The following is a 12,140-nucleotide window of genomic DNA, read 5'->3' on the forward strand; positions in this document are numbered from 1 at the left end:
TCGTGTCGATGCTACCGTCGTTCGGGTATCAGGTAGCGGGGAATTGAGCCCACTTGCCAGTGGAGCGCTTGAGCACTGATCGGCAGAGGCGTATCGACACCTTGCCAGTCACGTTGTATGTATTTTCCCGGCGGCAGGGTCACGACTGCGTCATGTTGCTTGCCGTCGGCGGTCCAGCCGACGATAACCGGATCGTCGTTTCCGTATTGATACGCCTTGACGTTGTCCGAGTCGATCAACGCCTTCACCCACGGTCGCTTGCCGACTGTGCTGGTTAATACAGATGCCGCGACGAATGCCGGTTTCGGCGTCAGGTCGTAATGCAGTAACCCAAAATTATGTTCGATGTTATATGGGTCGGTGCCGTCATCGACAAAGTCATACCAGAACAGGACGCGAACCGTGCCATAGCGCCGTGACAGCAAAAAGCTGCGCGCCAGATTGGCCGCTTGCATGGCCTCGTCTTGCCCCGGTTCCTTGGGGTTGACGGGCCAGCCCATCTCCGTCACCCAAACTTGCAGAGGGCGGCCGTCGGCTTTCACACGGTCAGCGGCAAAGTCCTTCAGATAGGGCCACACTGTCGGGATACTCACGGCGTCGATTGGTGCGTCTACGGTTTTGTAGCCCTTTTCTGGCGTATTTGGCGACATATAGGGATGTACGCTGAAGCCGGTCTGGTCGTTTAGCCCTCCTTCCTCGAGTAAGCCGACCACACAGTCGCCGCCGGGGCCGCCGCCCGAGCCGCCGCCGCCGCAGGAGATAACCGATGCATTGGGATCCACATCTTTAATCGCGCCGAACGTTTCCCATAGTAGGGAAAGATAGGCTGCGTAGCTGATCTTGCTGAAGTCAGGCTCGTTCCACACTTCCCAATGGCTGACTGCTCCGCCGTAGGGCGCAGCCACAGTGGCGTCACCGTATCGCGCAACCACTGCGTCGACGTAAGCTGCGAAGCGCGCACGGGCGTCGGATGAAAAGGGAAAGTCCGACTTCGGAAACAGTGTAGGGTAGGCATCCGCGTTGCCGCCGCCAAGAACGATTACAGTCGAAATGCCGAGTTGTTTGCATAAGGCCAGGTAGGCGTCATAGCTCTGGGGAAATTTGAATACTCCGGGCTTTTTCTCGATTGCCGCCCAATAGAGGTCGTCCCGAATCCACGAGAATCCAGCCTGCTTGACGAGCGGCAGCAGCACCGACGCAGGTGGTATCACACGTTGGGCGAAGTGCGTGCCGACCCCGAAGTCGGAGGGCCCGATCTCGTCGCGTTTCGTGACGACAGCGATCGTGCTCGTGGTCTTGTCGAGCATTTCCCCATCGGATAATTTTAAGGTTGCGTCGACCCGGAATAGACCGGAGCGCGGGATCGCTACGTCGACGTCGATGGCCTTACCGCTGTCCATGCTGCCGATGGTTTTCTCGTACGACGCGAGCGGCGTGTGCACCGCCTTGCCGTCGCTGTCGTAGGAATAAACGACCACCGTCATTCTCGCTGCGCGCAAACGGGCCGGCGACAGAACCTCGAACCGTAGGGTCTTCTTTCCGCTTGTCAGCATGACTTGCGAGCCAGGCGGGTTGATCAGTTGCAGCTTGACCTGCGCGTATGAGACGCCCGAGAAAGCCAGAAACATCAGTGCGGGCAGCGTAGTGCGCCAGAGCGTGCGTGATCTGAACGGGCTGCGGCGGCGATGAATCGTCGGCATCGGATCAATCCTCATTGAAACGCTGATGAAATGGCCCGATCGGTTTGACGAGCGAAGAGACAGGCGCGGCAGGCACTTGGAGGCACGCGGAGCACCGTATCTTGGGCGGCAAGCAGACCCACGATAGAGGGCGTTCGCTGGCTTGTCAGTGCGACATCGAACTTTCAGAGCCATTCGCCGCCGCGCTACGTTTGAACTACAGCTTGCCGTTGGAAGCACTCGCTCAACCCACGCACAACCGCTATTCGTATGGAGAATCAACCGAATGTCTTACGAGAGCTTCAACGCTTACAAACGAAGTTCGGAATGGATTTCGGTATGAGGGGGGTTAAAAGATTTTCTATTGATCTAATGGAAAACCCTTCGATTATTTGAGGGTCGGCATCTTTTTAGGTGAAGTGACTTATTAACAGTATTTATCAGACAAAATCATTGTGAATTGGTATATTCGTATGAATAAAGGTGCCTATTATTTGATCTTTTCATCGCGATTCGGTTCGATGGCTCAATGCGCAAAAGCGGCCTGTGGAAAGGGATTGAGCACAAAAATTAAGATTTGAGAACCCCTAATTAATAGGTAAATAATTTTTTTATCAGTGCGCCGACGCAACATCCCGTATGTGCGGTGGCGCACATATGTTCTCTTTTTCGATACGCGTAATGCGGATATTTGCTTTACAGCATTAGTCTGGAGATAGTTCGCCTTATTGTTTCGTTTTTACATCCAGTTACATCATACGCAAATGTTGGGCACATATACTGCGATCCCCAACCGAACTGCGTAAGTTGTACTCATGACCTTACCTATCCGACCAAAAAATCAGCAACTTCTTCCACTGTCCGTCCCTTCTCTGATTCCTGCTGGACCCGTGCCTCGCAGGAAGTTCCTCGCGGGCCTCATCGCGGGTGCTGGGTCGATCGCACTTTCCGCGTGCGGTGGCGGCGGAAGCAGCGACTCGCCTGCGGCGGTAGCCAACGACGAGAGTGTCGCCAAAAGGGCCGGTTCAAGCGGTTTCACGGTAACGGCCCCAGCGGCCAACGCCTCTGTGTCCGGCACCATCACGGTGAGCGGCACTGCCGGCACCACCTGGCACAACGTGGCCGTTTATGACCACGCCACGGTCGCCAAGATCGGCGCCGACACGACGCCTAGCAGCGGCAAATTTTCCATCCAGGTTGATACGACCAAATTGACGGTGGGCTCGCACCAGATCGACGTGGTGGCATTTTCCGTTGCGGCGGGACAAGCCGGCGGCACCAAGACCACACAGACCATCACCATCAAGGTCACCCGGGCGACGTCCGGGTCGACTTCGGGTGCGCTGTTCTACGGCATGAATGGCCATCTTGCGTGGCCCGACGGTATCTATCACACCATGTCGGCAGCGGCCCAACTAGCCTTGCTCAAGGATCTCGGCGTCACGAACTATCGCGTGGACGTTGCAGATGGCGGCATGGCTCAGACGGTAGCCAACGCACTGACCGGCGCGTTCGCCGGCAGCGGCGTGGCCATCATGCCGTGTATTAACGCCGCTTCGACCGCCTATGATCAGAACGGTTCGGAATCGGCCGCCTACACATTGGGCTACAACCTTGGCGCCTCGATCGCCAAGCCGCTGAAAGGCCTTGTTAAGTATATCGAGTGTGGCAACGAACTCGACTCGGATGGCCTGGTTACGAACGGCGACGGGAGCAACACGAATAACTACAGTCCAGCGATCTGGCCGGCATTCCGCGGCGTCATTCGAGGCATGATCGACGGGGTGAAGGCAATCGACCCGACGATCCAGTGCGGTGTCAACGTTGGTATCCCGCTTGCCTATCGCGCCCTGCAAATGCTTTGGAGCGGCATCACGCCTGATGGCTCCGTCAACGGTGTTTCGGGTGCAGCCCCGGTCCGTTGGGACTACACAACGTTCCACTGGTATCAGAGTTCGGGCGATATCACTTGTGGTTGGCGAAATAACGCCTGCGTGAACGTACTGCAGATTCTGAAGGATTCTTTTAACTTGCCGATCTGGTTGACGGAATGGGGTTGGGAAGGCAGCCAGGTTACGCCGACGCAGCAAGCCAGCTATGTGACCCAGGCACTAACGGAGTACCGTTCGCTCAAGGATCAGTACAACATTCAGTCCGTCCAGATGTACTGCCTGATCGATCCTGACTTCGGTCTCATACAGGCAGATGGCGTTACGAAAAATCCGTCGTACTCGGCGTTCAAGAAATTCGTGGCCGCCAATCCAGTCTGACCTGAGCCATCACGCCACCGTCCTGGTGTAACGAGCTCCCGCAGCCCGCGCGCTTCTTTAAGCCGCGGGCTGTTCTTCTTCTGGCGGCAACCCGTCAGGCGGCGCGAATTGGGAGTCTTGTGCGGTAGGGCACAGACGTTGTCGCTGCTGCGCCGCAATCTGTCAGGCGAGACCGGACTGCACCACCCCCTGCCAGCAACGACCCCTTGATCCCCACCCACGCGTGACGGATGCCTGATTCATTCTGATGCGCCATTCAATCGGCGAGGCGCGTCCCGGGAGAGGATTTGCCGGTCAGTAGTTCACTCCGGTTCCAACCAACAAGGAGTTCGTCGTATGAATCCGAGTGTTTCCCGTACTCCGCCGATCGTGCTACAAAATAACGCTGACGCGTTCTCAGTGCATGAACTGGCACGGCAGATCGTAGACAACGTGTGGCTGGTCGCCGGCATTGTCGCGCTGGTCACCGGACTGGCCGCGCTCTACGCATTCGCGGCAACCCCGGTCTATTCCGCCGATGCGTTGGTCAAAGTGGATTTCCCTAAGCCCAATGCGCTCGGTGAAGCGTCAAAGGCGCAGGAGCAAGTGATTCCGCCCACACTCCCTACCGAAGCTGAGATTCAGATTATCCAAAGCCGAAGCGTGATTGTGCCGGTGATCAAAAAGTTCAAGCAGGATACCTTAATAACTCCGAAGCGCGTTCCGCTTATCGGGGCTTTGATTCGGCCATTTGCCACACCGGGTTCACCGATGCCGGCACCCACTGGCTTGGGATCCTTTGCATGGGGTGGAGAGGAAGCGTCCGTGGGTTCGCTGACCGTACCGGCCCGGCTCGAAGACCAATCAATGACGTTGACCGCTCTTGCCGACGGCCGCTACCGTCTCGCCGATCAGAACCGACGAGTATTGCTAGTGGGCACGGCCGGCGTACCGTCCCAAGCAAACGGTGTTGCTCTCACGATGGATCGGCTCGTCGCGCGTCCCGGAACCGAGTTCACGCTTGTACGTTTAAGCGAAGCCAAGGCAATCGAACGTTTCCAGCATCAGTTGAAAGTTAGCGAGTCGGGTAAGGACACGGGCGTCGTGCAGATCGTCTACGAAAACACTGATCCGGAATTGGCCCGGGCGATCGCCAACGGCATCGCGCAAGGCTACATTGCTTCCCATATCGCGCAGCACCGCGCAGAGGCCCTCACGACCCGGGACTTTATCATTGGAGAGCTACCGCAGCTTCGCGCCAACCTGACGCAGGCGGAGGCCGAACTGAGCCAGTACAAAACCGCATCGAGCTCGATGCAGGCGGGTACTGAAGCCGCGTCCTACCTCCAGGGAAGCATAGAGTTCGATCGCCAGATCGCGACGCTCAAGGTGCAAAAAGCGGCGTTAGAAAGTCACTTTGCGCCAAACTCGCGTGACGTGCAGACAGTCGTTAGCCAGCTCGCACTACTTCAAAATGCCAAGAGTGCGTTCGAAGCACGCTTCGACCAGTTGCCCGCATCCGAGCGTCGCTCGGCCGACCTCACGCGTAATGTCAAGGTGGCCGAAGATATCTATGTCGCGATGGTCAACAAGTCCAACGAACTTGCAGTGACGCAGGCCGGGACGCTTGGTAACGTACATATCATCGACACCGCGTTGTTGCCCGTTGACCCTGTGAAACCCAAGCGCCCGCTGGTGATCGGCGTGGGCGCCGCAGGCGGTCTGATCGTGGCGTTTCTGTACATCTTTATCCGGCGCCTATGGTCTTCCTCGCTCGAGAATTCGGTGGTGGCCGAGCGACATCTGAACCTGCCTGTTTTTGGTCACGTGCTGTTCAGTGACGAGCAGGCCCGTTTGGATCGGGCGCAGAATTTGAACTTCCCGTCGGCGAAGAAAGGGCTTTCTGGCCGAGCACAGCAAACAGCGGACGAGAGGATAACCGGATCGCCGCCGAGATTGACCTATGGTGGATCTGCTCCGCAAGATCCCGTGCTGGCCGGCGGTCGCTTCCTGCTCGCCACCGATGGATATGACGACATGCCGCTGGAAGCATTGCGCAGCATACGTGCATCATTGCAACGGCAGATTCAGGACGCACCGAATAAAGTACTTGTCGTGACCGGCGCGACGCCCGGTACAGGCAAAAGCTTTATCTCGTCGAATCTGGCCGTCCTGAGCGCAGAGGCCGGCAAGCGGGTATTGCTGATCGACGGCGATATGCGCAGAGGCCATTTGGCCGCCATCATGAAGCGAACCGGTACAGGTGGCCTCGCCGAAATTCTGAGTGGTGATGTCGATGCCGGTGCCGTCATTCAAAACACCGACGTTCATGGCCTGTCGTTCATCGCTGCCGGCCGGTATCCGCCCAATCCGTCCCGGTTGCTATCGACGCCTCGTATGCAACAGCTACTTGACCGTCTTGATGGACTGTATGACGTGATCATCATCGACACACCGCCAGTACTGGCGGTTAGCGACGCAAACCTGATCGCCTCTCTCGCGGGGTCGACAGTGCTTGTGGTACGCCCGAACGCCCAGAGCGAACGAGAACTGGAGGGTGCCGCGCAGGGTCTGGACCGTGCCGGCGCGCGTCTGATCGGCATGATATTCAACGCGATGCCACGCCGGCGCAGCGAAAAACGCAGCTACAGCTATGCGGAGGCCTATTCCGCAGCAAGTACTCCGCCGCCGGCAGAGCATGGCGTTTCGTGATCGCGACCTGGCGGATGTTGCGCGCTCTTGCATTGAGAAAGCAATGTACTCCAGACTGATATCCGTGCTGTTCTACATGTTTTTTACCTGCGTGATTCTCAATCCACAGGTAGATGGAACCACGCTTTATTTTTATATCGTGATTCCGTTTCTCGACCCGGACTTCTCTCGGTTTCTCGCCAGTACGGCGCGCCGCTGGGTCGGTCCGTTGCTGATTGCGGTTCTGGTAAGCGCGCTCACCTCACCTTCCGTGGCCGTGCGGGTTCTGTCGATCGGCATCTGCATCGGTTACCTGATGTACACGACAGTGCGACGCATTAGCTACCTTCATCCGTGGATGGTCATCAACATTGTGTTCGCGACCGTACAGTTTGCGATGTACTACGTCGATCGTGACTTTTCGTACCTGCTCGGACCAACGAATCTCTCACAGATGATCTGGGGCGACAACGCGACAATGACGTACACGAATTTCTATGAGGTCTTCTTCTTTACGCGCGTCTCGGGATTCTCTCGCGAGGCGGGATTCTTCTCTTCGTTGCTGGCTGTGTCGCTTATCTTGCATCTTTTCAGCGATGCGCCCAATAAAAAGCTCATTGGTCTTTATCTCTTCGGTCTTTTCATCAGCTTCTCGAAGTCGTCAATGGTGCTTTTCCTTTTTGCAGCGGTCTATCCGTTTCGGGACAAATTGCGTTTGCTCCATCCGCTCCTGATAATGAGCGCTTACTATGCGGCTATGTCAGTGATTTCGGTATACCTTGCGTCCAATAACTTTTTCGGCTCGGACACGTTTGGCCACCGGTTGGCCGGCTACGCTTTCATGTTCGATGCTCGGCTGGAGGATATCGTTAAGGGTACCAGTGCTGCAGAAATCATGGCTCACTACAAATACCTTCCATACATCCGCTTGATCCAGGAGGACATGGCGCAGGGTGCTCTCTTTGGCGGTCTTCCCGCCACAATTGCGGAATTGGGGCTCTTCGGTGCTCTGGTCGTTCTCGCCGTGATCGCGTTTACAGCGAGCGACGGTTTCGTCATGATGATTTTCCTGTTTATCAGCGCGACTGTCAGCGTGACTACGGTCACTTCCTTCATTCCGCTAGCGTATTTGATTTGCTACTGGCCCCGATTCGCGGCATACAGCGCAAACCGTCTGGAAACTGCGGCTCAATTCCAGCCACTTCCACAGTATTGCAAGACATAAGTTAGCCTCGTTGAAACGACGAGAACGACATTGCTGCGCGCCGCATTGTTATTGTGTTGATCTGTCCGCAGGTATGCGCGTTGCATTTCCGAAAAGTGCAGCAATTCGGGGTGCAAAGAGTGTCCGTCAGTTGTTGGCGCGGGCTCGCTGCCTTGAGTACGCAGGTACAGGCAGCCTAATCCCATTGTGCCCTGCCATTCACCGATCTCGCATGTGGCGCGGCGTCCAATGTCACGACGGACACGTCTGTTATTTTGAAGAGCCTGCCACGGATTCACGCCGTCTGCTGCAAGAATGTCTGCCTGAATGTCCGAGTTGTGACGGGACAGCAAGCGCTCTGCGCTGAAGGCGCGGCGGCTGACGCGTACAGCCACGAGGTCATCCTCCCGGTGACCACGCCTGACGACGCGGAACTCAGTCGGCTCAGGAACGGTCCCAATTCGCAACGCTGCACCGGCCGATCAGGCCGTCTTTTGTCGCGATGACGGTTTGCCGAACGGGCGCCCTTTACAACCGAGCGAGACCGCATCCCGTGCTTGAGCAGATCGCTGACACTGTTCTTTACCACCCGAAGTCCGAAAGCGGACCTCATAACAGAATACTGAATCAAAAATTCACGAGTCGTCTACACCGGGATCAATTCGTGCTCGGTAATGGAGTCGCCATGTGAGTAAGTTGGTCGACGCAGTAGTTCTGAGACGTACGCGGAATTCCACTCCATGGCCCAACTACGACGCATTACCTAACTAGCACTACGTAATGAAACCAGTGATCTTTAATGGCCATTCTGGCTGGCTGCATCCCGCGGATGGTAATAACGGCGTCGTGCTTTGTAATCCCTTCGGGCACGAGGCACTGTGGCTGCATAGAGCGATGCGCGAATTGACAGATCGTCTGGTTGCGCGCGGCGTTCCGGTTTTACGTTTCGATTACCGTGGTACCGGTGACTCCATTGATGGCCAAACTTTGTTGCGACCCTCCGAATGGGCCGACGAAGTTCTGGAGGCAATCGCCTATCTGAAAAGTGTGACCGCCGTTGAACAAGTTTCCCTGGCGGGCTTTCGCTTGGGGGCAACGGTTGCAGCTCTGGCCGCGCGCAGGTGCGACATCAAATCCATCGCAATGCTCGCGCCGGTCCGGTCACTCCGTCTATTCCTGCGCGAGATGAACGCTCTGCAGCGCATATGGTTAGAGGGTGCATGCGTCGGACAAGATGAGGTCACGCCGCCGGGGGCACGGGATTTTATGGGGCACAGAGTCAGTGCAGAGGCCTTGGAAACGATCGGCAGCCTAGACCTATGCGACGAGCCTATGTTGCCAGCGCAACGTATCCTGATCGCTCATAGTGGTCAGCCCGACGGCAGTCGTACACTCAGTGCACATTACGAACTCAACGGCGCCTTCGTAGAGTCGGTGGATTTCGAAAATTACGCGCAGTTACTACAGACTTCGTGGCTGTCCGAGCTTCCGGAAACACTCCTGAACAAGGTGGCGGATTGGTTGTCGACGGACGTAGAGCCGTGTGTCCATGCGCCGAAGGCGACGGTCGATGCAAATCCCGTTCTTGTCACGGCGTCTGCAATTGAATACCCACTGCAACTGCGGGAAAGGGGTATCTTCTCCGTCCTTTGCGAACCTGCAACGCGGAGCCCGACGGATGAGCCACCGCCTGTGCTGCTCATTGCTAACACGGCCGCGACTCATCACGTGGGGGATGGCCGCTTTGGTGTGGAACTAAGCCGCGCGCTTGCAGACCGCGGGTTTGCGTCGCTGCGCGTCGACGCCCGAGGGCTGGGCGACAGTCATTACGCGGCGAGCGGCCACCCTGGGCAAACGGTCCTCGATGCGATAGGCGCCGATCTGTCCTGGGCGGCCGACTGGTTGATTGAACGCGGTTACCGGGATATTGTCGTTTTCGGAATTTGTTCGGGGGCATACACGGCGTTGCAAGCGACGAGACTTAATCGTGCTCGTGCCGTGCGCGGTCTCGTCATGGTCAATCCGTCCGCCTTTGTTCTGCCGGACGGATGCACGATGCAAGGCGCGGCCGAGCGGAGGTTGGGATCGCCGCGGACGTACTTGCGTAGTTTGATGCGGGTCGAGAAGTGGATGGAGGTTATGCGTGGCAACGCGCGACTCGGACTTGCTTTGCGCACGATCTGGCGACACGCGGCGGCGCATGCCCAGGATCTCGCGGCCGCATGGAGCGGTGAAAAACTCTGCCCACCGACAGACAGATCCAAGGTTCGCGCATTATTTCAGCGCCTGGATGCGACCGGTGTTCATGTTCGTCTGCTCTTTAGCGCTCAAGACCATAGCATCGGCCAATTTCACCTGCACTTTGGCATGCACGGACGCCTCATGGAAAAGCTCGCAAGGGCACAAGCGTCTATTGTAAGCAATATGGACCACGAGGTACTGAGCCGGATTGCGAGACAAAATGTGACGGCCGTCTGCGAGGAGGTTCTTCGCACAACGCATCTCGCAGCCGCTGCTAACGGAAAAGTTACAACCGTCGTTAGGAAAAGGGGCGGCCCTCCAATCGAGGAGTACTCGCCCCCTGCCGACACCAGCGCGACAAAAGCGAGGTCGCGAATTGCAAACCGTAAATCGCCACTGTCGCCGACTTCCCGCCGGACAAAAGACTCGGCGTGACAGGGCGCCGTGTGCGCTGGTGAATCTCGTCGACTCGCGCTTTACTGCGATGGTGTCGATCATTTCAAAAACTTGCAGCAGACAAGCCAATTCTGTCGTGGCTAAATTTGCAGCACGACGGCTATGCGCTGGGCGTCCGCAATCTCCCGGCAGGGAGGATTTTGCTTGCGCACTCGCCACTACCGGCCCGTTGCGCAAACTTCACGGCTCGGATCCACCGTGCGATTACGAACATACGTTTCGCATATGAACCTGTACTCTCGCTTGTTGGAGCGCGCGGCGCTTGGCGAACCTTGACGGGTATAAACGCATGCAGAAATACAGAGTCTTGGTGATCAACGATTTCGTGCAAAAGGGTGGTGCCGAAGTGGTATACCGGCAGTCCGCTGACCTTTTGCGAGCTATGGCCGGTGTGGAAGTCGAATGCTTTCATGCCAGCCGTATCGATGAGAACTCGTCGTTGCTTTCCAAGTCGTGGAACGTGGCCGCAGCACGCGCGCTCAAGAAGATGCTTGCCGGCTATCGTCCCAACAGGATTCTCGTTCACAACTATCACAATGCTTTGTCGGCATCGGTGTTGGGCGTGATAGCCCGATACAAGCGAGAGTTGGACTGCGCGACGTACATGACATGTCATGATTTTCATCTTGTGTATTACAACCCAACCTTGCACTACGTGATGGGTGGCCGTGTAGAACAATTGACACTCGATGCGTTGCGGACTAGCCATGTACTGACCTTGCGTTCCAGCGCAAAAGGTGTGGTCCATGATTTCTTTTCGAAAGCATACTGGCACGCGGTGCGTGCAATACACAAGCCGGAGCGTATCTTCGATCGGATCATCTGTCCTAGCGACTTCATGCAGGAGGCGTTGCACCGGAAGGGCATCGACAACACGGTAGTCCTTTACAATCCTTCCGCGGTCGCAGTAGTGAGCGAACCGGTAAGCGTCCTGGATCGTAAGGGCTTCAATATTGCATTCGTCGGACGCGTCGCTCGTGAGAAGGGACTCGCGCAGTTTATCGAGCTGGCCGCATCGATCGATTTTTCACGTATTGAACGCATCGGTGTGTTTGGCGACGGCGCCGACCGCGAGGTGATCGAGCAACGATATGCACCTCTTATTGAGTCGGGAAAGCTTGTCTTCTTTGGTAACTTGCCGCAAGAGCAACTTTTTTCCAAATTAGGAGCTTTCGCCGATGCCATCGTGCTGCCCTCAGTCGGGGTGGAAGTGGCGCCGCTCGTTATTGTTGAAGCCGCGATGCTAGGCTTGCCCACGTTGATGCGTGAGGGCACGCATCGGCTGGATTTTGGCGACACAGTAGGCAGCAAGATAATGTATCGCGACGCCCCACAAAGCCTGCAAGCGGCGCTCGAGGAGCTTGCCGCGCATCTTGCAACACCGGAGAGACGGTACGACGTGAGTGAGTTCTTGCCTCAGTCCTACGCCGAGCGTTTGGCGAATATTATGCGTTTGACCTAGCCGATACGGTATGTGCCGGAGGACAGCACGCAAAAGCACGTATGGCAGGAAGTGGCCGACATTGACGGGAAATGATCGAGCGATGGCAGACGGAAGTGTTCAGTCAATCGTCGATGCGTGTGCTGCGAAGGACGCATTGGTAACCAGGCATTATTTCC

7 protein-coding genes are annotated in these 12,140 nt (G+C 56.7%); 5 read left to right on the forward strand and 2 right to left on the reverse strand.

Annotated features, from left to right (window positions below):
• Positions 1-11: 11 nt before the first annotated feature.
• Entirely contained in the window at positions 12-1,700 is a 1,689-nt protein-coding gene (locus tag BPHYT_RS04110) for a beta-glucosidase (protein WP_012431900.1), read from the reverse strand.
• Between the two features lie 794 nt (positions 1,701-2,494).
• On the opposite strand from BPHYT_RS04110, the gene BPHYT_RS04115 reads away from it, so the two are divergent.
• From BPHYT_RS04115 to BPHYT_RS04125, 3 genes are all read left to right on the forward strand, one after another.
• On the forward strand, positions 2,495-3,949 hold the full coding sequence (locus tag BPHYT_RS04115; RefSeq protein ID WP_012431901.1) for a glycosyl hydrolase: 1,455 nt from the start codon (positions 2,495-2,497) through the stop codon (positions 3,947-3,949).
• 336 nt (positions 3,950-4,285) lie between these two features.
• Positions 4,286-6,640, forward strand: coding sequence for a polysaccharide biosynthesis tyrosine autokinase (locus tag BPHYT_RS04120; protein WP_012431902.1), 2,355 nt, complete (start codon positions 4,286-4,288; stop codon positions 6,638-6,640).
• A 43-nt stretch (positions 6,641-6,683) separates the two neighbouring features.
• The gene (locus BPHYT_RS04125; RefSeq protein ID WP_012431903.1) at positions 6,684-7,844 is read left to right on the forward strand and encodes a hypothetical protein; all 1,161 of its coding nucleotides are present in this window, start codon (positions 6,684-6,686) and stop codon (positions 7,842-7,844) included.
• Here the strand turns inward: BPHYT_RS04125 and BPHYT_RS38085 are convergent.
• Positions 7,808-8,218 carry a hypothetical protein gene (locus BPHYT_RS38085; RefSeq protein WP_148225060.1) on the reverse strand — a complete coding sequence of 137 codons (411 nt, stop codon included), beginning with the start codon at positions 8,216-8,218 and terminating at the stop codon, positions 7,808-7,810. The genes BPHYT_RS04125 and BPHYT_RS38085 overlap by 37 nt on opposite strands.
• Before the next feature lie 385 nt (positions 8,219-8,603).
• Here BPHYT_RS38085 and BPHYT_RS04130 point away from each other — a divergent pair, with 385 nt between their 5' ends.
• Entirely contained in the window at positions 8,604-10,499 is a 1,896-nt protein-coding gene (locus BPHYT_RS04130) for an alpha/beta fold hydrolase (protein ID WP_012431904.1), read from the forward strand.
• Positions 10,500-10,782: 283 nt separating this feature from the next.
• Complete coding sequence (locus BPHYT_RS04135) at positions 10,783-11,982, forward strand: glycosyltransferase family 4 protein (protein ID WP_238535622.1); 1,200 nt, start codon at positions 10,783-10,785, stop codon at positions 11,980-11,982.
• Positions 11,983-12,140: the final 158 nt, after the last annotated feature.

Origin of the sequence: Paraburkholderia phytofirmans PsJN (assembly GCF_000020125.1) — a bacterium.
Classification (GTDB): Bacteria; Pseudomonadota; Gammaproteobacteria; order Burkholderiales; family Burkholderiaceae; genus Paraburkholderia; species Paraburkholderia phytofirmans.

Bases quoted from the DNA above. Each gene is read 5' to 3' on its own strand.
- BPHYT_RS04120 (WP_012431902.1), top strand. From the start codon at position 4,286: ATGAATCCGAGTGTTTCCCGTACTCCGCCGATCGTGCTACAAAATAAC.
- BPHYT_RS04125 (WP_012431903.1), top strand. From the start codon at position 6,684: ATGTACTCCAGACTGATATCCGTGCTGTTCTACATGTTTTTTACCTGC.
- BPHYT_RS04130 (WP_012431904.1), top strand. From the start codon at position 8,604: ATGAAACCAGTGATCTTTAATGGCCATTCTGGCTGGCTGCATCCCGCG.
- BPHYT_RS04115 (WP_012431901.1), top strand. From the start codon at position 2,495: ATGACCTTACCTATCCGACCAAAAAATCAGCAACTTCTTCCACTGTCC.
- BPHYT_RS04110 (WP_012431900.1), bottom strand. From the start codon at position 1,700: ATGCCGACGATTCATCGCCGCCGCAGCCCGTTCAGATCACGCACGCTC.